Consider the following 20,094-nt stretch of genomic DNA (forward strand, 5'->3'; position numbering starts at 1 on the left):
TCGAATGAATTCCGTCCTCGACCCGACCGCCATGGAGCAGGTTCCGCTCTCCGCGCGGGACCTGCCCCCGAGCACCTACGCCCTGTTGGAACGGACGGCCAAGAGCTACGGCGACCGTACGGCGCTGGTCCTGCTGAGCGGGATCGACGACGCGCCCCGGACGGTCAGCTACGAGCAGTTGCTACGCCGGGTGACCGGAACTGCCAACGCGCTGTCCAGGATCGGCGTCGGGCGCGGTGACGCCGTCGCTTTGCTCGGCCCGAACAGCGGTGAGCTGCTCACCGCGATCCTGGCCGCCGAGGCGGTGGGCATCGCACAACCGATCAACCCGGTCCTGGCGCCGGACGCCATCGCGGCGATGCTCCAGCTCGCCCGGACCAAGGTGCTGATCGCCGCCGGACCGGAGATCAGCGTTCCGCTGTGGAACCTCGCCGTGCATCTGGGCGAGCGGTTCGGCCTGGACGCCGTCCTGGCGTTGCGCCCGGAGGGTCAGCACGGGGAACGGCCGCACCTCGACGATGCCGCGGTCACGGTCGGCTACCTGGAGGACCACGCGGCCGAGGAGAGCGCCGACGCCCTCGCCGCCGCGCCGGCGGCACCCGGGGACATCGCGGCCTACTTCCACACCGGCGGCACCACCGGTACGCCGAGGCTGGCCGCGCACACCCACGCGGGCCAGGTGTTCGTCGCCTGGAGCGGCGCGGCCAGCATCGACGGCCTCGACGCGACCGTGCTCGGTGGCCTGCCGATGTTCCACGTGAACGCGGTCATGGTGACCGTGCTGGCGCCGATGGTCACCGGGGCCCGGGTGGTCTGGCCCGGTCCGCTGGGATACCGGGATCCTGCGCTCTACCCCGCGTTCTGGCGGCTCATCGAGCGGTACCGGGTCACCACGATGTCCGCCGTGCCGACCGTCTACGCGCGGCTGGCCCAGGTGCCGATCGGCGGTGCGGACATCTCGTCGCTGACGTTCGCGATCAGCGGTGCCGCCGCCATGCCGTCGACGGTTCGACGGGCGTTCGAGGACCACACGTCGGTGGCGATCTGCGACGGGTACGGGCTGACCGAGGCCACCTGCGCCTCGGCGCGGATCATGCCCGGGCACCCACGCGAGGGCTCGGTGGGTCTGCGGATGCCGTACCAGCAGATCCGCGCGGTCCGGCCGGGCGACGGCAGCCCGCTGCCGCCGGGCGAGACCGGCGTGATCACGATCAGCGGCCCGGCGGTGTTTCCCGGCTACGTCACGACCGGGCCGGACGGCGACATCGTGGTGGATCCGCTGGGCAAGGTCGTCGACGGCTGGCTCGACACCGGCGACCTCGGCCATGTCGACGCCGATGGTTACGTGTTCATCACCGGCCGGCTCAAGGACGTGATCATTCGGGGTGGCCACAACATCGACCCGGCCCTCGTCGAGGAGGCCGTGCTCAGCCATCCCGCGGTCGCGGCCGCGTCGGCGGTGGGCCAACCCGACCGGCACGCCGGTGAGGTGCCGGTCTGTTACGTCACGCTGCGGCCCGGCGCCCAGGCGAGCGAGGACGAGCTGACGCGCTGGGCGGCGGGGCGTGTCGCCGAACGGGCGGTGGCGCCGAAGGCCGTCCACGTGCTCGACGAGTTGCCGGTCACGGCCGTCGGTAAGGACTTCAAGCCGGCGCTGCGCGCCGACGCGGTCCGCCGGGTGCTCTTGGCCGAGATCCCGGGCGTCGAGGTGGTCGTCGCGATCGAGGACGGGGTACCCGTGGCCGAGGTGAGCGCCGGCACCGATGAGGCGGACCGGATCCGGGAGGTGCTCGGGCGCTATTCGTTCCGGTCGCGACTCCGCAGCACGTAGACGTGCCCCGCGCCGGGCAGGCCGACCTGCCCGGCGCGGGCTGTCACGCGGCCGGAGCGTCGTGCGCGGTGGCGGCGCGCATTTCCTGAAGCACATAGCTGGCGGCCTTCTCGACGACGCGGAGGCCATCCTTCTGGCTCACGTGATGGTCGGAGAGCACGGCGATCAGCCAGTCATGGCCGGGCTCGACGATCCGCCCGATGCTGTTCACCAGCCAGCGGCCGCCATCGGCGTCAACGTTGTCCCAGCCGTTCTTGACGTAGGTGTCGCGACTGCCCAACAACATCGCTGCTCGGGGATCACCTTCCCATCAGGTTCATGACGAAGGCGCGGTCCTGCGGAGCGGATACCTCGCCAGATCGTCCTCGAACAGCCGACGGACATCGTTCATGTCCTACTCCTCCTCGGTCGGCCACCGCCGCGGCGACCCCGTCACCTGACCTGACGTCCTGGCCGGTCGGTTTGGTTACCGCCAACCCGGCCACAATTCGGCGAGAACGCCGGCCGGCCCTCCTCGGCCACGACGCGACGCCCCGGCTGACGGGTCCGCCGGGCGGTGCGGTGCCTGACGGACCTCCGAGCGCTACTGCGGGAGGGCGAACAGGCGGTAGCGGGTGACGACCTCGAAGCCCATACGCCGGTACACCGGCTCGCCGTCGCTGCTGGCCTGCAGGGTGGCGATGCGCCGCCCGGACTCGCGGGTGATGCGCAGCGCCTCGGCGGTGAGAGCAGTGGCGATGCCACGCCGGCGATAATCACTGTGAGTGGCGACGCAGTAGATGCCGCCGACCTCGGTGCCCAGCGACACCGTGCAGGTGGCGACCGTCCTGCCGTCGACGATGCCGGCGAGCCGGACCACGTCGGGGTAGCCGAAACCCAACTCCCGGTCGACCACGGAGTCGATGCTGCCCGGCTCGAACCCCAGCGGCCCGGCGTACGCCTCGACGTACTCCCGCATCTCCGCCGGCTCGGTCACCGTGCTGATCTTCAGCTCGGCGGGCGTGTCCACGTCGTCGACGGTCGTGACGTCGATCGCCATCACCGGCATGTCGCCGACCTGCTGGGCGCCGCGGGCGAGCAGGCCCTCGGCGGTGCCCTCGTCGCTGTCGGCGCCGACCCACCAGGCCCACCGTGTACCCGCCAACTGCCGCTCCGCCTCCGCGACCGCCGCGTCGAGCGGCACGTCCCGCACCCGGAGGACCCCATTGAGCAGGATGTGCGCGATGTCGGAGCGGTAGACGGTCAGATCCGCCCCAGGATCGGCGTTCGAGTCGGTGCCGGCCCAGCCGGTCCAGTAACGCCGGTTCGCCGCGAGTTGCGGCTCGAGATCGCGCAGGGAACGCGTCGCGTCCATCAGATCCTCTATTTCTGAATTCTCGAACATACTGGTGCCGCGTTCGGGTGCCTCGTACGCGCCTGACCCGGCACTGCGCAGTCGACGGCCGCATTGCCGGACAGCATGGCGGCAACTCTAGCGACGCATTGTGAAGAGCTTCTGCAGCCGAAAACGAGGGCCGCACCGATTCCGGAAAGGGGGCACCACGGGTGATGTCGGTTGCGACGATGCGGAAACGGACGCACTGGCTCGCCCCGTCGACCTCGCCGCAATGGTCACGCCGGTCAGCACGGGTAAGAGCCTGTCAAGTCGTCCGGGCTAGCGTCGTCCCGGCCGAGGGTCGACGAGAGGGCGGTCGGCGGGTACGCGGTGCGGGGGCATACCGCCGGCGAGTGACGGATTTGAGGAACGACTCGTGAGCTTCAGTGACGATGTCCGCTCGGCCTTCCGGCGGGGTGAGACCGACGCCGTGGTGCGCATGAGCGAGACCGAGATCGAGCGTGCCCGCAAAGCCGGCGACCCGGCGGGCGAGGTGGAGGCCCGGTACAGCCTCGCCAGGGTCGCCCTCCGCGGCGGCGACCTGTCCGGCGGGGAGGCCCGAGCCCGGGAAGCACTCGGAGTCGCCCTGCGCTCCGGCGACCGGAGCCTGGAGGAACGGCCGAGGCACGTGTTGGCCGCGGTGGCGCGCATGTCCGGTGACCTCGGCCGTGCCCGCGTGCTGTACCAGGAGAGCATCGCGCTCAACGAGGTTCTGGACCAGCCCAGGATGGTCGCCACCGAGATGCACAACCTCGCGCTCTGCGAGTTGGGGTTGGGCAACCTCGACGTGGCGAGGAAACTGCTGGCCGAGAGCCGCGAGCGGATCTTCCGCAACGACTGGACCGACTTCGTGCCGTACGTCTGCCTGGCCGGTGCCGTCCTCGCCTCCACCGAGGGTGACCACGCACGCGCGGCACGGCTGAGCGGCGTCGCGGAGGCCGCGTTCGCGGCGCTCGGTCAGGTGCCGGACCCCGACGACGCTGCCGACCTCGCCGCCGTGCGTACCGTCGGGGTCAAGGCGCTCGGCGTGAACGCCTTCGCCTTGGAGCGTGCGCGGGGCAAGCACCTGGACCCGCGTACCGTGCTCGACGACGATCACCACTGAACGCAGGAGAAACCGCGTGCTGCATCCGTCTCACCCACCGCGTGCTGGCCACCTCCGACGGTCGCTCACCGCGATCACCGTGGCGATGATCGCCGGCAGCGTGTTGACGGCCTGTTCGGACGACACCGGCCCCGAGGGCAGCGTGGACGCCTTCGCGGCCGGTTGGCGCAGCGGTGACCTGCGGGCGGTCACCTTCGTCGACCCGGCGGGTGCCGCGCTGCCGGCGGCCGAGGTGACCCGGCAACTCAAGGAACTGTCCGGTGAGCTGGCCCCGACCCCACCTACCGTCAGCCGGCAGGGCGACCCGAAGGTGGACGACGACACGGCGACCGCCGCCATCCGGGTGGACTGGACGCTGCCCGGCGACACCCACTGGACGTACGACCGGCCGGTGCGGCTGACCCGCGACGGCGACGACACGTGGCGGGTGATCTGGGAACCGCAGCTGGTACAGGAGAAGCTCGCCACGGGAGACCGGCTGGGGCTGCGCCGCGACGCTGCCCCCCGCGGCGGAGTGCTGGACGCCGCCGGCAAGCCCATCGTGGCACCCCGGCCGGTGGTGCGGGTGGGCGTGCAGCCGAACCAGGTGACAGACGTGCAGAAGCTGGTCGGTGAGCTGGACGCCGCCTTCGGCGCGATCCGTCCGACGTTGGTACCCGCCGTCGACGTCGCCGACCTGCCGAAGCGGCTCGCGCAGGCGAACCCGGACGCGTTCGTCGAGGTGGTGACGCTGCGCGACGAGGCGTACCAGCAGGTCAAAACCCGCCTCCAGGCCCTGCCGGGCACCACGTTCCGGACCGAGAAGCTCGATCTGGCGCCCACGCGGGAGTTCGCCCGCGCGCTGCTCGGCTCGGTGGACTCGGTGCAGGCCGACGACCTGGCCGCCCATCCCGACAAGTACGTCGTCGGTGATCTGGTCGGTCATGGCGGTCTCCAGGAGCGCTACGACGACCGGCTGCGCGGCAGGTCCGGGTTGACCGTGACCGTCCAGCGGCCGGGCCAGGACGGCAAGCCGACGCCGACCGGCACCGAGGTGTTCCACCGGGAGCCCGAGCCGGGGCAGGCGGTGACGACCACCCTCGACGTCGCCACCCAGAACGCGGCGGACGCGGCGTTGCGTGCCGAGCAGCGGCGGGCCGCCGTTGTGGCGGTACGGATCAGCGACGGCGCGGTGCTCGCCACCGCCAACGGTCCCGGCGCGGCCGGTGCGAATCTGGCCTTCGACGCTCAGGTGCCACCTGGTTCGACGTTCAAGATGGTCAGCGCGCTCGGCCTGCTGGACAGGGGCGCGGTGACCCCGGACGCGATGGTCGACTGCCCGAAGTCCCTCTCGGTGGGCGGCCGCTCGTTCAAGAACTCCCACGACTTCGTGCTCGGCCGGGTGCCGTTCCGCACCGACTTCGCCAAGTCCTGCAACACCGCCTTCGCATCCCTGGCACCCAAGCTCGGTGGTGACGGGCTGGCTCTCGCCGGTCGATCCCTGGGGCTGGAGGGGAAGTGGGACCTCGGCGTCGACGTGTTCACCGGCAAGGTCTCGGCGAACGGGTCGCCCGCCGAACAGGCCGCCGCCGCGTTCGGGCAGGGCACCACCCTGGTCAGCCCACTGGCCATGGCCGCCGCTACCGCGGCCGTCGCCCGTGGGCACTTCGAGCAGCCGAAGCTGCTGCTGGACCCGGCACCGGCCGCACCGGCCGCGCGCATCGAGCTGAAGCCGGATTCGGTCAAGGCGGTCCGGGCCATGATGCGCGAGGTGATCACCGACGGCACCGCCAACGCGCTCAAGGACGTGCCCGGCAAGGCGGTGTACGGCAAGAGCGGCACCGCCGAGTACGACAACAACCCGGCCCACGCCCACTCCTGGATCGTCGGCTGGCAGGGCGACGTGGCGTTCGCGGTCTTCGTGGAGGGGGGCGGATCCAGCGCCACGTCCGCCATCCCGATCGCGGAACGGTTCCTCCGCGCGCTCCCCCGCTGACGCGAGGCGTACCCGGCCCGAGCCTGAACCGATCGCGGACCTGCGCCGTGTGGATGGCGAACGGCTTCCGGACATCCTGGGAGCCCGGGTAACCACTGGAGAACCCCGGATGATGCGCAAGCACTTGACTCCCTTCGTCGCCCTGCTGGCCGCCGGCGCGGCGACGCTGACGGCGTGCGGCTCGAACCAGGTGCCGCCCGGCCCGGCCCGTGCCGCCGACCTCGGCGCCAGCCAGGCGGCGTCCCCGAATGGCGGGGCCGGCGTCGGCGGCCTCGCGCTCGTTCCCGGCACGGCGAAGTCCAACAACTCGCAGCCGGGTACCGGCGACTGGGCGGTGCCCAACGGAGGTGTCGCGACCGGGGCCACTCAGGAATCCGCCCAGCGCTGGGTCCAGCTGACGGCGAGCAAGGCGGGAAAGCTCGACCCCGTCGTGGTCAACGGCGCCGGGCTGACCCTCTACCGGTTCGACAAGGACAGCAACAAGCCGCCGGTCTCGAACTGCGACGGTGACTGCGCCGTCACCTGGCCGCCGGTCACCGTCTCCCCGGGCGGCAAGATCTTCGTCGCCGGGGTCCGGAAGGAGGCCGTCGGTACGGTCGCGCGCGCGGACGGCAGCCGTCAGGTCACCATCAACGGTTGGCCGATCTACCGGTTCGCCAAGGACACCAAGCCGGGTGACACCAACGGCCAGGGCGTCGGCGGCACCTGGTTCGGGGTGACCCCGACCGGTGGGAAGGCCGGCGTGGCCGGCGGCGACGAGCCCGCACCCGACACCGCGCCGGCCCAGCCGGCCACCAGCGCCGTGTTCTTCGACGACCCGGCCTTCGGCGACGGCGCCGGCTCGCAGGGTGTGGCAGGCACCGGCTGCAAGAACCTGAGCCGTCCGGGTGTCGCCTCCTCCGTGGCGGCGCCCGGCTCGCTCAAGATCTGGACGGGCCAGGACTGCACCGGTCGCTCGAAGGTGATCAACGGCGACGTCGCGGATCTGGCGACGGTCGACTTCGACAACGCGGTCGTCTCGGTCCGTCTGGGCTGACCTGTGCGGCGGCGTGGACGCCGGCCCGGCCAACTGGCCGGGCCGGCGTCATGCTGTCCGGGGGCGTTCGGGCTAGAGCTTCACGCTGACGTACGCCGTGCCGTCGGTGGTCTCCACCCGGACGCTGTCGACCTCGGTCGGGTCGATCAGGGCACTGCCGTCAAGCGTGGTGCCCTCGCCGGCGCCCCGCTCCGACACCAGCCAGCTGCCCGCCAGGACCGTGCTGCCGTCCCTGCCGACAACCAGGAGCCGACACCGCTGGCCCTGCGGGATGCCGGAGACTGTCGCGTGAAGGCGTACCCAGCCGGGAGCCGGTTGCACGGCCACCGCGAGACGAGCGCCGGTGGTCGCATCGGCGGCGCTGGCCGTCCGGCTCCCCCGGTCGGCCGTCACGCTCGGCTGCGGCTGCGCGGTCGCGTCCTGCGCCTCGTCGCCCGCCGGGCCGAGGAGGACTCCGCCGAGGACCGCGGACGCGACGACCGCCGCGGCGACACCGGTCATCGCGTGGCGGCGCCGCCGCTGGTCGGCCGCCTCGCTGCGGATCTGCCGCAGGGTGCGCTGCCACAGAAGATCGCCGTCCTCCGGCGGACCGTCGAGCAGCATCACGTCGGGTACGTTCTCGAGCGCGCCCGACCACGTCCGCAACGACTCGACCTCGGCCCGGCACTCCGCACAACCTGTCAGGTGCTCCTCGGCCCGGCGGGTCTCCTCCGGGTCGAGCGCCCCGAGCAGGTACCCGCCGATGTCCAGCTGGTCGGCGTGGGGCGATGAACTGTCGGACGTCATGAGGCAGGCCGTTCCACCCCGGCTGGACGCTCGGCGAGATCGCGGAGCGCCCGGAGTGCGTAGTAGGAGCGAGACTTCACGGTGCCCGGGGGGATACCGAGCGCCTGGGCGGCTTCCGCGACTGTACTCCCGAGCAGGTACACCTGCTCCAGCACCTGTCGATGCTCGCGGGAGAGATGGTTGAGCGCGTCCGTCACCACGATCGAGTTCACCACCTGCTCAGCGAGGTCACGTTCGGTCGCCGCCTCGGTCGGGCTTTCCGGCACTTCGGGTGGCCGCGCCCTTCGCGCGCGTACAGTGTCGGTCACGATGTTGCGGACGACCGTCAGCAGCCACCCTCGCACCGAGCCTTTGCCGTTGACGAGGCTGTCGGGGTGACGCCAGGCGCGCACCAGCGCCTCCTGCACCACGTCCTCCGCGGCTGCGCGATCTCGGGTCAACTGTGTCGCGTAAGCGAGCATCGCGCGTCCGTGCTCCTCGAATATGGACCGGACCAATGCTTCGCCTGCCACTTCGCGCCGACGAACAGGTCCCGATCCCGCCATAGCTACCACCCTTTTGCTGACCCTCACGTCGCCGGCGTTCCCGCCGAATGCTCACGGGTCCTCAGGATGCGCTCCCCGTTCTCAGGGCCTGTTGATCACCCGAGAAATTGTCTACCGACCCACGTTGAGGCCGATTCGAGACGTCAGCGGTGACCGATACGTCCCGCGGCCCTTCCCCGCTGGGCTCGGACGATCGATCCGAGCCCAGCGGGAAGCGGTTCCACGACGCCCTACTCGACGAACGGCCACGGCTCGCCGCCCTGAGGCACACCCTCGGCGGCGATGTCGCGCAACGCGTCGGCGAACAACCGCATCGCGCGGTGCCCGCCCGGATTCAGCAGGACGTCGACGCCGTCCGGCAGCAGCGCCAGCAACTCGTCCAGGTCGACCTGCCGCCAGTCGGCCGCGTCGACCCGAGCCTGGTCGGTAGCGCTGGTCGCGACCAGCACGCAGGGAACGCCGTCCGGTGCCGGCGTCACGATGGCGTGACCCTCGCTGTCCAGTGCCACCTCGACAAGGCTGTCGCGCAGTGCCAGCAGCACCGCGTCGACGCCAACGCGACCGGTGGCGACCAGTCTCGCCGTGGCGTCCACCGGGCTCGTGGGCGCCTCCGGATCCTTCGGCCGGTACAGCGGGTTGGCCGTGAAACGGCCGACGGTGCCGTCCGACTCCACCAGCCAACCACCGACGATGTACTCCACCGGTGGCATCTGCGCCGCGTCGGCGTCCGCGCCGTCGGGCCCGGCCAACTCCTCGTCCAGCAGCAGCATCCAGTTCCGCTGCTGTTCGCCCTCGACCTGCTCCGTCATTTCGTCACATCCCTCGTCACGCCCGGCTTCATCTCCTGGAAACTGCCCATGCTCTCCACCGTCAGGTTGGCAATGCTCTTGCCGGGTTCGGTAAACAGGCCGTCAACGTCGACGCCGCGGCTCGCCTGCACGACTTCCGTCGACGCGAAGACTTTCCGGTTGTTGCCGAGATCCCGCATCACGTCGGCGAAATCCTGACCGGCGCTTCCCGCAGGATTGGCGAAGTTGCAGGAGACCAGAACGATGGATCCCTTCTTGTTCGATCCTGCGGCAGCCTGGAAAACCTCGTCGAAGTGCACAAGCTTGCCGAACTGCCTGCCCGGCACCGACAACACCCTGCCGTCGTTGAGGGTGATGTCGACGGAGTGCGGATCACCGTGGGCGAGGATGAAGATGGGCGGACTCTTCAGTCGGGCCCAGGGTGCAAGATCAAATTGGTCGGTGCTCAACGGGGCACTCTTGCCTTCGATCGTTCGAACCAGCTTGGCCCCTCCAACGTTCAAAGAGCCGCCGAGGTTGCTGCCGAGAGGAACGTTCGCCTCCATCCTCGCCCAGTCGGTGAAAGTCTCCGTGTCGTTGGCCGTACTGGGAAAGAGGACGCCAATCTGCTTGCCGTCGCTGTTCGTCAGTGGCACGGACCGGACGTCCGAGGCATGAAAGGTCGTCAGGCGGCCCTTACTGCTCTGCCCGATGATGAGGGTGGGATCCTGTGCGGCCTTCTTCTGAGCTGCCTTGAGGTCACGATCAAAGCGTAGATCCGAAATCTTCTGACCGACCCGGTTGAACACGCCTTTGATCGTCTTGCCAACACCGAGACGGGTGACGTTCGCGTCGATCCCGCGACCCGGTGTGGCGGCGGCGCCGCTGACGTCCGCGACACCGCGGTTGCCGGTGACTTCCTTGGTGCTGTTCTTGATGCCGTCCGCGACGCTGCCGGGGCGTACCTTGCCCAACTTGCCGGCGACCTTGATGACCCGGCTGATGATCCGCCCACCCGGCACCAGACCAAGCGCCAACCCACCGGCGGCGAGGGCGATCTCGGCCGGATCGCCTCCGACGGCGGCCGCGGCGAGGTCGATCGCGCCGGAGAGGAAGCCGATCGCCGAACCCAGAGGCGGAAAGATGAACGACGCCACCACCGAGAGCACGTCCAGGATCGTGGTGATCCACTCGATCACCGTGCTCCGCAGAAAATCAACGAACGCGTGAAACGCCTCAACGATCTTGTCCCACAGCGACCGCTGCGGCGCGTCCTTCGCCAACTGGTCCAGCGCCACCGCCGCCGTCCGCGCCGCCTGATCACGCAACGCCGTCGCCTGACCGAGCAACGCCTTCGCCCCGTCCAACGCCTGCTGAGCATCGGCGGCACGGTTGCGGGCGGCGGTGGCGTCATCGGTGGCCTGCTCCTTCGCGTCCGGGGCGGCATCGGCGTTCAACGCGGCGAGCGCCACCACCGCCGAGGCGGCCGCCGCCTGCGCCGCACTCTGATCCCCCGCCGCCTGCCGCGCCTGATCCAGAGCACGCAGCGACATCGCCTGCGCCTCCTCCAGCGACGGCAGATAGCGCAGGTAGGCGTCCGCCGCAGCGGCGTACGAATTCGCCATCCCGTCCAACCGCCCGGGCAGCTTGCCGATCAGATCCCGAAACGCCTCCATCGCCTTGCCCTGACCAACATCGACCTGACTCCCCGACGCCAACAGGTCATGCGCCTCCTGAGTGGTCCTCGCCAGCTCCTGATACGCCCTCGTGATCTCCTGAAAAGACTCCGAATCACCCGGCACCGGATCCGAATCGAGCTGCAACACCGACCACTCGACGTCACCCGGACGCGTCATGACGAACCTCCCCATCGCATCGTCAGGCCGGCGCCCGAGCCATCCGACGGGAGCCGACTCGCACACGTAGCCGGCCGAAGATCGGTTCAGCACCGCCGCTGAACCGCTCCGCCTGCCGATCCGTGTACGGCGAAGGTGCCGTGACGTCAGAGGGGTGCGGAGATGAGCGAACGGGATGGCATGCCGGCCGGGGGGGTTGGGGCGATGAGCGTGATCCACGTACCCGGTGCGGAACTGGAGCGGGTCCACGAGCTGCTACAGCGCACGAAGGAACTGATGGACAGCGCGTCGGTCAGGTCGATGGGCGCGGTGGTGGACACGCTCGGGCAGCGCGACCTGGAGAATGCCGCCCGTCACTTCGAGAAGCGGTGGGGTGACGGTCGGCATGTGGTGGCGAAGGACCTCGAAGGGGTGCGTGATGCCGCGAAGGCTGTCGCCGACGCGTTCCGGGAAGCCGATCAGCAGACGGTCAACGCGTTGACGGCGCCGGACGAGAAGGCGGCGCAGTGAGCGGCGACGAGGGTGGCGTGGCAACGGACACCCACGCTCCCGCTTCCATCCCGACCGGCTTCCACCTGCGTACCCCCGAGGCGTGGGTCGATTTCTCGACGGCCGACGAGGCGAGTGAGAACCGCCTGGCCGACCGGGCGCGCGCGGACGCCGTCGCCGGCGGTTTCACCGCCGACCAGGCGGGACGGTACGCCGAGCAGGTGCGCCGATCGGTACGCGAGGCCCGGCGGTCCGGTGCCGTCCACGCGGCTGGTGTCTTCCAGCTGTACGAGGACGGCCCGCTCACCGCGACGGTGCTGGTCGCGGTGGCGACTCCGCCGGCCAGCGGCGACATCCTCGGTGCCCTGACCGCGGTGGGGCAGCCGGCCCGGGCCGACGGCACCTGGCGGCGGGTGAGCACCGCCGAGATTCCGGGGATCGGCACGGTGGGCCGGGTGTACGGCATCCAGAACGTCACCCAGGACGGCGCGACGATGCGCTGCGCGGTGATGCACACCGTCGTGCCCATGCCGGGTTCGGCGGACGTCGTGGTGGTCACCGGATCGAGCCCGAACCTCGCGGAGGCGGAGGACATCTTCGAACTCTTCGGCGCGATCACCGAGACGTTGAAGTTCACCTGGGATGACGACCTCCCGGCGCTGACCGCCGTCACGGAGTCCGTCGGGGAGGCCGCGGCCGGCAGTTGATCCGGGAGGACACGTCAGGGGGACACCGCGATCCGGTGTCCCCCTGACCATGTCCGCCGCGGCCCGCCTACCTCACTCCTGGGCCGCCGCGACGTGCGGCTCCGCGCTGGTGGGCGTCAGCAGCGCCCGTAGCGCGGCCGGGTCGGTCCGGGGAATCTGCACCAGGCGGACGGTGCCGTCACCCAGGTGGAGCAGCGCCCGGCCCAGGCGCCCCACACCGAGCTGACCGCGGGACAGCTTGGCACCGATGAGTTCCCCGTCGCCGAGGCCCTGAGGGCTGAGCAGCGCACCCTGCCGGTTGCGCCGGGCGTCGACGTGCCAGCCGCCGAAGCCGCCGGACAGACCGTCGATGGTGCCGGCCATGATCAGCCCGAGGCCGTGTTCCGCACCGGACCGCGCGATCTCCCCCAGGTCGCTTCCCGCATCGCACTTGAGCAGCAACTCGGCGTCGTCCAGCACGACCACGGCCGGGCCGTTCCGCTCCGCCAGCGCCGCCGCCAACCCCTTGGAGGTGAGGTTCTCGCTCGCGACGAGGTCGAGAACCCCGGGCAGGCCGGCCAGCTCGCGCAGCGGCGACCGGCGTGGTGCCGCCACGACCACCGGTGTCCCCTTGCGCAGCAGACCCGCGACCATCGTCAGCAGCGCGGTGCTCCGTCCCGAGCGCGGCGGACCGGCCAGGACCAGGCTCGGAATGATCGTCAGGTCCGGGCCGATCGCGGCGAGTTCGTCGCCGCCGACACCCACCATCGTCCAGAGCGGGTCGCTCGGCCGGGCGAGCGCCTCGGTGTCCGCCAGGGTCAGCTCGTCGGGCAGCACGTCGATCCGGAACGGGCGGCCGGCGGCCGGCAGGTCCGCGTCGCGTTGCCGGGCCGCCTCGGCGATCTCGGCGAGTACGCGCGCCTGTCCCTGGCCGGACACGTCGTCGCCGAGCAGCGCGATCTGCGCCTCGGCACCGTCGGCCGCACGGATCGCACGACCCGACTCGATCTCGTCCGGCAGTTGCCGATGATTGATGCCGACCATGCTGTAGTCACCGCGTTCGGTGAGCCGCAGCACCAGTTTGTCGTCCGACGTGGAGGAGATCCGGCTGGAGAACATCGCCCGGTCACCGGCGAGCACGACGTGGATGCCCGCCCCGGCGCCCTCGCGCAGCAGCGTCAGCAGGCCGGCCATGATCGTGCCGTTGTCGTAGTCGGCGAAGGTCTTGTCGAAGACCTCGAACCGGTCGAGGAGCACCAGGATGTGTGGCGGTCGTGCACCCTCGGCCGCGCCGGCCCGGTACTCGACCATGCTCGCCGAGCCGCTGGAGGCGAGCAGTTGCTGCCGCCGGGCCAGCTCCGCGACGAGGCGGGCGAACAGCCGGCCGAGCCGTTCCGCCTCGGTACGCTGCACCACCGCCCCGCAGTGCGGCAGGCCGTTGAGGGCCAGCAGCGCCCCGTTGCCGCAGTCGACCCCGTAGAGATGGACGTCCGCCGCGGAGTGGACGCGGGCGAGCGCCCCGGCGATCGTCCGGAGCGTCTGTGAACGGCCACTGCGCGAGGAGCCGATGATGTGCAGATGCCCCAGCGTGCCCAGGTCCACCACCAACGGCACCTGGTCCTGCTGGGCGGGAAGGTCGACCAGTCCGTACGCGACCGCCGGGAGGTGGTAGCCGCCGGCACGGGCCGGAGGCAGCGCGTCCACCGACAGCTTCGTCGGCAGCGCGGGCAACCAGGGGCTGTGCTGCGCGGGAATGGCGAGCCGTTCGCTGGCGTCCCGGATCGCCGCCACGAGCACGGCGAGGTCGGTCAGCTCGGCGGAGGGCTCCGCCTTGCCGCCGGGACGGCGAGGCGCCGGGCGGCCGAGATCCGGCCAGGAGAGCGGCGCCAGCCACGGCGCTGGTCGGGCGGTGGTGCGCGCGCCGGGCCGGAACCCGCCGACGCGACCCGCCTGGAACGGCACCAGTGACGACTGGGCGAGACGGACGAAGGCGCGGCCCGGCGTCGATTTCGAGATCGTCGCCGCGTCCGGGGCGTTCAGAACATCCTGGCTCTCGCTGCTGTCGGTGACCCGCAGCGCGATACGGAGATTGGTGTTGGCCCGGATCTCCGGTGAGACCACGCCGCCCGGCCGCTGGGTCGCGAGCACGAGATGGATGCCGAGCGACCGGCCGCGCTGCGCGATGTTGACCAGACCGGTCACGAAGTCGGGCAGGTCACGCACCATCGACGCGAACTCGTCGATCACGATGAGCAGCCGCGGCATCGGGACGCGGGACGGTTCACGACGCAGCAGTTCGACGTAGTCGTCGATGTCCTTCGCACCGGCCTCGGCGAGGATGTGCTCGCGTCGCCGCAGCTCCGCCGACAGCGAGGTCAGCGCCCGGCTCACCAGGTGGGTGTCCAGGTCGGTCACCATACCGACGGTGTGCGGCAGGAGGACGCAGTCCTTGAACGCGCTGCCGCCCTTGTAGTCGACCAGCACGAACGTCATCGCGTCCGGGCGGTTGGCGACGGCGAGCGAGGCCACCAGCGTCTGCAACAGCTCCGACTTGCCGGAACCGGTGGTGCCGGCGACCAGGCCGTGTGGCCCGTCCCGCTTGAGGTCGAGGGCGAACGGCCCGTCCAGCGAGACACCGAGCACCGCCTCGGTGGTCCGACCCCCGGAGGTCCACCGGGCCGTCACCGCATCCGGCTCCGGCGGCTCCATTCCGAGTACGTCGAGCAGCCGGCTCGCACCGGGCAGGGCGCTCTCCTCGTCGGTGCCGCCGATGTCCCGCAGCGGCGCGAGTGCGCGCGCCACCCGGTGCAGCCATTCGAGCGGGACGACGTCCGGGTGGATGTCGTCGATCGGGGCGGCGAGGGTCTGGGTCACCAGCAGCGACCCGTCGGGCTGCTGGGCGATGACCGCCTGGCACTCCTCGGGCAGCAGCCTCTCCTCGGCGTCCACGCAGATCGCGTACACCCCGACCGACGGTCCCTCCCGCAGGATCTGCGTGACACTGGGAAGGGACCGCAGCTTCCGTGCCCCGTCGAGCACCACGAGGATGTCGCGGTACGTCCCGTTGGCCCGCTCGCCGGACCGGGCCGAGATGATGGTCACCAGCTCGCCCACCCGGCGGGCCAGGCTTTGCGTGTCGGTGCCGACGGTGGCGAGGGTGTCCTGACCGTCGCGGGGCCGCACGTGTGGCAGCCAGCCGGCCCAGGACCAGCCCTCCTCGTCGTCGGCACCGGCGAGCAGGTAGATCTGCAGGTCCTCCGGGCTGTGCAGGGCGCTGGCCTGGGCCAGCATCCAGCGGGCCGTCGTGCGGGCGACGGCACCGCCGGCCACCCCGACGACGCCGTGCTTGCGGACCGGCACGGTCGCCGGCACGTCGAGGGCGCTCCACCGGACCTCGCGTCGGTTCTCGTCCTGGCTCAGGTCCCGCAGCACCACCTCGGACGGCAGGTCGGCGCTGCCGACGCGTAGTTCGAGGAAGTCGGGGTCGGTACGGCGTCGCTCCCAGAGCCGACGCTGCGGCTCGACGGCGATCAGTCCGGTCGCGGCCGGGTCGGGGAAGTTGTCCCGCCGAGCCAACCGTTCGACGGTCAACGCCTCCTGCGCCTCGCTGCTGATGCGCCCCTTCTTCGCCTCGTAGTCGGCGAGTCGGGATCGGTACGTGGCCCGGCCCTGGCGGCGGGCGCCGATCTGGCCCGCGATCAGCACCAGCGGCGACAGGATGGCGAAGAGCAACGTGAGCGGGTTGCGGGTGATCAGGAACGCGGCGCCGGAGAGCACGACCGGCGCCAGCACGGTGATCAGCGTGAGCGGCCGCCGCTCGGGCGGCGCCGGCGGCCCGGGCAGGGTGAACTGGGTGGTCCGCGCCGCGGGCAGCAGCCGCGGCGGGCGGTTGTAGTCCAGGCCGGTGCGGTCCTCCGAGATCTGCAGAGCCGCCTCGTCGTGCACGGGGCGACGCAACTCCAGCAGGGAGGAACCGGCGGCCAGTTGCGCTCCGGGAGCCCAGACCTGCTCGTCCTCGATCTCCACCCGGTCGAGCAACAACCCGGGTCCGCTCGGATACAGCCGGCACTCGCCGTCCTCGCCGACCCGGACCCGCGCGATCACGGGACCGAGCGAGACGTCGTCCAGGCGTACCTGGTTGTCCTCGGCGGAGCCGATGGTGTGCTCACCGATGTCGAGCTGGTACCGGCTGCCGGCACCCAGACCGCTGACCACCCGGATCTCCAGTGTGCCCGGCGGCCGTGGCGACGACCCGGGTGTGGGGTGGTCCAGTTCGAGCACGCTGCCCTGCCACAGCGGCGCGTCGGCGAGGGTGAGCCCCGGGTCCAGTGGCGCGCCGGCGACGAAGATCGTCGGCGGTCGGGGGCCGGGTTCCGGACGGCGCTCCGCCAACACCTCGGCGAGCTCCGCGACAGTGGAGTCGAGGGCGGCCTCGATCTGGTAGTCGGTGGCAGGGGTGGACTGGTCCGTGACGGTGAGCAACAGGCGCACGCGTATCTCCTGGTCGGATGAACCGTCGGGAACACGGCCGGGGCCGCGTGGTGATCACTCACCACGCGGCCCCGACCGTTCGTTCGTCAGCGGCTGAGGCTGGCGGCGGTCTGCGTGTCGGTCTCGGAGAAGGCGTCGCTGACCTGCGTGAGGTACTGGCTGATGCCCTCCATGCCGTGCAGGGTCTGGTCGACGCTGCCCTTGTACTCCTCGAAGTACGGACCGAACTGCTGCTGGGCGCCCGGGGTGTTGTAGCCACCCTGGATCAGAGTGTCGATCTTGCTCTTCGCCTGGGTCATCCCGTCCAACAGGGTCTGCATGTTCTGCTGGAGCCAGCTCGCGGACTCCTGGATGTCCTCGCTGACGATGTGGTAGGTGGCCATGTCGCCCTCCCTCGTGTCTGGGTCTCCGGCTCGGACAGCCGATCCCTGGTGGACCGTCTTCCGCCGATGCCGCCACCCACACGGATGCCGGCACGATCCGGTTCAGGGCAGTTCCACCTTCGTCGCGGGCATCCCGTGCGGTGGTGACGGTGAACCGTTTCGCGGGGTCGTCCGTGTGGGTGCCGGACCCGTTGCACAAGCCCGGTCCACAGCGAGCACGAGGTGGAGCAAACATGGTGGGGCAAGCGCGGATCGCGCGGCACGCGATCGCACTGATCAGTCTGGCGGCGCTGGCCGCCTGCGGCGACACCGCTGGCGCGGGTGCGGGCGCCACCGCCGCCTCGCCGTCCAACGGACCGGCACCGGCCACGTCGACGGCGGGCACCGATCCGACGCCGGAGGTGGTCGAGGTGACTCCGGTCCCGGCGCCGACGGTGGCGAAGACGCAGCGTCGGGTCCAGATCTACAGCGGGCCGTCCGACGTTCCCGTCCGGGACGCCGCGGACAGCGGTCGGGGTAGTTCGGTGGTGCAACTGCGGGCCATGGAGCAGAACGACATCGGCACCTACGTCGCCGACGGCCGGGGCATGACGCTCTACCGTTTCGACAAGGACACGGCGAAGCCGTCGAAGGCGACCTGCGCTGGCGACTGCGCCAAGACCTGGCCTCCGGTGCTCATCTCGTCACCCGGCCGGATCTACCCGGACGGGGTCGACCCACAGCTCGTCGGGTACGTCGAACGGGCCGACGGGACCTGCCAGGTGACCATCGGGGGTTGGCCGGTCTACCGGTTCGCCAAGGACGCCGCCCCCGGCGACATCAAGGGCCAGGGAGTCGGTGGCACCTGGTTCGCGGTCAGCCCGACGGGCGCGCGCACGAAGCCGCTTCCGGAGGTGGTCACCGTGCCGACCGCCGCCACCCGCTGAGCCCGAGGAGTTGACCATGAGCAGCCCACACGGGAGTCCCGGCAGTTCCGACACCGCCGGTGTCAGCGGAGCGACCCTGCTGGCACCGCGCTGGAAGCCGGCGCCCCCGCCGCAGTGGGGGCCGACGACGGCCGCCTCGGGGTCGGGTGGCCGGCGGCGACCGTCCGCCAGGCTCGTGGTGGCCGTCGCCGTCCCGGTCGTACTCCTGATCGTGGTGGGGACGGTCCTGGCCGTGCTCCGGCCCGGCCGGTCGGACCGGAAGGTCCTCGACACCGCGGCTCTGCAGCGCCAGGTGCTGACCGTGCTGCGCAACGACTACAAGCTCGACGCGGACGGGGTCGCCTGCCCGGTCGACCAGCCGGTGATTGACGGACACCGGTTCACCTGCACCGCCGAGGTCGCCGGCACGACGGTCACGACCTGGGTGACGGTCCGAGGGACCGGCCAGCTGGAGGTCGCGCGCCCGAGATGAGTGGTCAGCCCGCCGGACGCAGGGCCACCTTGAGCCAGCCGGGGCTGCGCAGGTCGAACTCGGTGTAGGCGGCCACCGCGTCGGCGAGCGGCTCGTGCTGGGTCAGGACGGTCTCCGGGTTGATCTGGCCGGTCTCGACCATGGCCATCAGCCGGGGGATGTAGCGGGGGTGATTGCCGTTGCCGGCCTTCACGGTGAGGTTGCGCCCGAGCACCGTGCCGATCGGGAAGAACCGGTCGGTCATCGGGTAGACGCCGACGATGCCGAGGGTGCCCATCTTGGCGAGGCTCTCGATGGCCCAGGTCTGAGCCTGGCTCGGCGCGTCGCCTGGCTTCCAGTGCTCGCCCTGCGGGTTGGTCTCGGGCGCGATCTGCGCGCGCTCGTCGCGATACTGCTGGTCGGCCTGGCGGGCCTTGCCGCTCGCCGGGCCGGACTTCGGGCTCTCGGAATCCACCCCCACCGCGTCGATGGCACAGTCGGCACCGATCCCGTTGGTCAGATCCATGATCGCTTCGACCGGGTCGGTCTCATTGAAGTTGATCACCTCGGCGCCCGCGGCCCGGGCGTGCTCGAGGCGATCGGAATGGCCGTCGACGGCGATCACCCGGGCCGCGCCCCGCTGGAACGCCGAGCGGACGGCGAACTGCCCGACCGGCCCGCAGCCCCAGACGGTCGCGATCTTTCCGTCGGAGACATCGGCCACGACGGCGCCGAAGTAGCCGGTGGGGTAGATGTCCGACAACGTGATCGCCTGCGCGTCGGAGATCGAGTCCGGTATCCGGAACAGGTTCGTGTGCGCGAACGGCACCCGCGCGTACTCGGCCTGCAGTCCGTTGAACGGGCCCTGCATCTCCGGGGAGCCAGGGGATCCGGTGCCGGACCGAGGGCCGTAGGGATTGACGTTGTCGCACTGGGCGAAGTGCCCGACCCGGCAGTAGGCGCAGGACCCGCAGGCCCACACCGCTGAGATCACCACCCGGTCGCCGGGCTTGAGGTTCCGAACGTCCGAGCCGACCTCCTCGACCACGCCCACACCCTCGTGACCGAGGATTTTTCCCGGCTTCATCCCGGGCACCGTGCCGCGGACGAAGTGCAGATCCGTACCGCAGATCGCCGCGGTGGTCACCCGCACGACGGCGTCCGTCGACTGTTCGAGGCCCGGATCCGCGACGGTGTCCACACGGATGTCTCCCAAGCCGTGAAAGACCACAGCCTTCATCGCACAACTCCGATCAGTGTGGGGATGCCTACGGCCGGTTGCCTGGAGCGTGATTCGCGCCGGTCTACCCGCCGTGGCCGGCACGAAACGTGGCAGATCAGCGCCAACTGCCACACACAGCGCGCTGCCCA

Annotated in this window: 17 protein-coding genes; 8 read left to right on the forward strand and 9 right to left on the reverse strand. The window is 70.9% G+C overall.

What is annotated here, in order from left to right; genetic code table 11:
* The first annotated feature begins 4 nt into the window (after window positions 1–4).
* Window positions 5–1,831, forward strand: coding sequence for an acyl-CoA synthetase (locus tag O7620_RS14450; protein ID WP_278123428.1), 1,827 nt, complete (start codon window positions 5–7; stop codon window positions 1,829–1,831).
* 43 nt (window positions 1,832–1,874) lie between these two features.
* On the opposite strand, the gene O7620_RS14455 is transcribed toward O7620_RS14450, so the two are convergent.
* Both O7620_RS14455 and O7620_RS14460 read right to left on the reverse strand, forming a co-directional pair.
* Window positions 1,875–2,111, reverse strand: coding sequence for a hypothetical protein (locus tag O7620_RS14455; protein ID WP_278123429.1), 237 nt, complete (start codon window positions 2,109–2,111; stop codon window positions 1,875–1,877).
* 303 nt (window positions 2,112–2,414) lie between these two features.
* Window positions 2,415–3,185 (reverse strand): GNAT family N-acetyltransferase, encoded by a 771-nt coding sequence (locus O7620_RS14460; RefSeq protein ID WP_278123430.1) that lies wholly within the window; start codon window positions 3,183–3,185, stop codon window positions 2,415–2,417.
* Between the two features lie 397 nt (window positions 3,186–3,582).
* On the opposite strand from O7620_RS14460, the gene O7620_RS14465 reads away from it, so the two are divergent.
* The 3 genes from O7620_RS14465 to O7620_RS14475 all read left to right on the forward strand — a co-directional run bounded on the left by O7620_RS14465 (window position 3,583) and on the right by O7620_RS14475 (window position 7,322).
* Window positions 3,583–4,311 (forward strand): tetratricopeptide repeat protein, encoded by a 729-nt coding sequence (locus tag O7620_RS14465; RefSeq protein WP_151488204.1) that lies wholly within the window; start codon window positions 3,583–3,585, stop codon window positions 4,309–4,311.
* Between the two features lie 85 nt (window positions 4,312–4,396).
* Window positions 4,397–6,286 carry a penicillin-binding transpeptidase domain-containing protein gene (locus tag O7620_RS14470; protein ID WP_278127006.1) on the forward strand — a complete coding sequence of 630 codons (1,890 nt, stop codon included), beginning with the start codon at window positions 4,397–4,399 and terminating at the stop codon, window positions 6,284–6,286.
* 109 nt (window positions 6,287–6,395) lie between these two features.
* On the forward strand, window positions 6,396–7,322 hold the full coding sequence (locus tag O7620_RS14475; RefSeq protein ID WP_278123432.1) for a hypothetical protein: 927 nt from the start codon (window positions 6,396–6,398) through the stop codon (window positions 7,320–7,322).
* A gap of 72 nt (window positions 7,323–7,394) precedes the next feature.
* Here the strand turns inward: O7620_RS14475 and O7620_RS14480 are convergent, their stop codons facing one another.
* From O7620_RS14480 to O7620_RS14495, 4 genes are all read right to left on the reverse strand, one after another.
* Window positions 7,395–8,108 carry a zf-HC2 domain-containing protein gene (locus O7620_RS14480; RefSeq protein WP_278123433.1) on the reverse strand — a complete coding sequence of 238 codons (714 nt, stop codon included), beginning with the start codon at window positions 8,106–8,108 and terminating at the stop codon, window positions 7,395–7,397.
* Entirely contained in the window at window positions 8,105–8,605 is a 501-nt protein-coding gene (locus O7620_RS14485) for a sigma-70 family RNA polymerase sigma factor (RefSeq protein ID WP_225854151.1), read from the reverse strand. The genes O7620_RS14480 and O7620_RS14485 overlap by 4 nt, the downstream gene beginning before the upstream one ends.
* Window positions 8,606–8,883: 278 nt before the next feature.
* On the reverse strand, window positions 8,884–9,462 hold the full coding sequence (locus O7620_RS14490) for a type VII secretion system-associated protein (RefSeq protein WP_278123434.1): 579 nt from the start codon (window positions 9,460–9,462) through the stop codon (window positions 8,884–8,886).
* Window positions 9,459–11,297: a hypothetical protein gene (locus O7620_RS14495; RefSeq protein WP_278123436.1), complete on the reverse strand. Its 1,839-nt coding sequence runs from the start codon at window positions 11,295–11,297 to the stop codon at window positions 9,459–9,461. The genes O7620_RS14490 and O7620_RS14495 overlap by 4 nt, the downstream gene beginning before the upstream one ends.
* Window positions 11,298–11,501: 204 nt before the next feature.
* Between O7620_RS14495 and O7620_RS14500 the strand changes: the two genes are divergently transcribed.
* Together O7620_RS14500 and O7620_RS14505 are read left to right on the forward strand one after the other, a co-directional pair.
* Complete coding sequence (locus O7620_RS14500) at window positions 11,502–11,807, forward strand: hypothetical protein (protein WP_278123438.1); 306 nt, start codon at window positions 11,502–11,504, stop codon at window positions 11,805–11,807.
* The gene (locus O7620_RS14505) at window positions 11,804–12,493 is read left to right on the forward strand and encodes a hypothetical protein (RefSeq protein ID WP_151488211.1); all 690 of its coding nucleotides are present in this window, start codon (window positions 11,804–11,806) and stop codon (window positions 12,491–12,493) included. Before O7620_RS14500 ends, O7620_RS14505 begins: the two co-directional genes overlap by 4 nt.
* A 72-nt stretch (window positions 12,494–12,565) precedes the next feature.
* On the opposite strand, the gene O7620_RS14510 is transcribed toward O7620_RS14505, so the two are convergent.
* Together O7620_RS14510 and O7620_RS14515 are read right to left on the reverse strand one after the other, a co-directional pair.
* Window positions 12,566–16,963, reverse strand: coding sequence for an FtsK/SpoIIIE domain-containing protein (locus tag O7620_RS14510; protein WP_278123440.1), 4,398 nt, complete (start codon window positions 16,961–16,963; stop codon window positions 12,566–12,568).
* Window positions 16,964–17,049: 86 nt separating this feature from the next.
* Window positions 17,050–17,346: a WXG100 family type VII secretion target gene (locus O7620_RS14515; RefSeq protein WP_007457407.1), complete on the reverse strand. Its 297-nt coding sequence runs from the start codon at window positions 17,344–17,346 to the stop codon at window positions 17,050–17,052.
* A gap of 233 nt (window positions 17,347–17,579) precedes the next feature.
* On the opposite strand from O7620_RS14515, the gene O7620_RS14520 reads away from it, so the two are divergent.
* Window positions 17,580–18,272 (forward strand): hypothetical protein, encoded by a 693-nt coding sequence (locus O7620_RS14520; RefSeq protein ID WP_278123443.1) that lies wholly within the window; start codon window positions 17,580–17,582, stop codon window positions 18,270–18,272.
* Between the two features lie 16 nt (window positions 18,273–18,288).
* Complete coding sequence (locus O7620_RS14525; protein WP_278123445.1) at window positions 18,289–18,744, forward strand: DUF4333 domain-containing protein; 456 nt, start codon at window positions 18,289–18,291, stop codon at window positions 18,742–18,744.
* Between the two features lie 4 nt (window positions 18,745–18,748).
* Here O7620_RS14525 and O7620_RS14530 read toward each other — a convergent pair whose 3' ends face one another.
* On the reverse strand, window positions 18,749–19,924 hold the full coding sequence (locus tag O7620_RS14530) for an alcohol dehydrogenase catalytic domain-containing protein (RefSeq protein ID WP_255473638.1): 1,176 nt from the start codon (window positions 19,922–19,924) through the stop codon (window positions 18,749–18,751).
* Window positions 19,925–20,094: the final 170 nt, after the last annotated feature.

This window comes from Micromonospora sp. WMMD710 (assembly GCF_029626045.1).
Classification (GTDB): Bacteria; Actinomycetota; Actinomycetes; order Mycobacteriales; family Micromonosporaceae; genus Micromonospora.

What these genes read in the sequence shown, in the direction of transcription:
- O7620_RS14450 (WP_278123428.1), top strand. Translation starts at nt 5, where the DNA reads ATGAATTCCGTCCTCGACCCGACCGCCATGGAGCAGGTTCCGCTCTCC.
- O7620_RS14460 (WP_278123430.1), bottom strand. Translation starts at nt 3,185, where the DNA reads ATGGACGCGACGCGTTCCCTGCGCGATCTCGAGCCGCAACTCGCGGCG.
- O7620_RS14470 (WP_278127006.1), top strand. Translation starts at nt 4,397, where the DNA reads ATGATCGCCGGCAGCGTGTTGACGGCCTGTTCGGACGACACCGGCCCC.
- O7620_RS14475 (WP_278123432.1), top strand. Translation starts at nt 6,396, where the DNA reads ATGATGCGCAAGCACTTGACTCCCTTCGTCGCCCTGCTGGCCGCCGGC.
- O7620_RS14480 (WP_278123433.1), bottom strand. Translation starts at nt 8,108, where the DNA reads ATGACGTCCGACAGTTCATCGCCCCACGCCGACCAGCTGGACATCGGC.
- O7620_RS14490 (WP_278123434.1), bottom strand. Translation starts at nt 9,462, where the DNA reads ATGACGGAGCAGGTCGAGGGCGAACAGCAGCGGAACTGGATGCTGCTG.
- O7620_RS14495 (WP_278123436.1), bottom strand. Translation starts at nt 11,297, where the DNA reads ATGACGCGTCCGGGTGACGTCGAGTGGTCGGTGTTGCAGCTCGATTCG.
- O7620_RS14500 (WP_278123438.1), top strand. Translation starts at nt 11,502, where the DNA reads ATGAGCGTGATCCACGTACCCGGTGCGGAACTGGAGCGGGTCCACGAG.
- O7620_RS14515 (WP_007457407.1), bottom strand. Translation starts at nt 17,346, where the DNA reads ATGGCCACCTACCACATCGTCAGCGAGGACATCCAGGAGTCCGCGAGC.
- O7620_RS14520 (WP_278123443.1), top strand. Translation starts at nt 17,580, where the DNA reads ATGGTGGGGCAAGCGCGGATCGCGCGGCACGCGATCGCACTGATCAGT.
- O7620_RS14525 (WP_278123445.1), top strand. Translation starts at nt 18,289, where the DNA reads ATGAGCAGCCCACACGGGAGTCCCGGCAGTTCCGACACCGCCGGTGTC.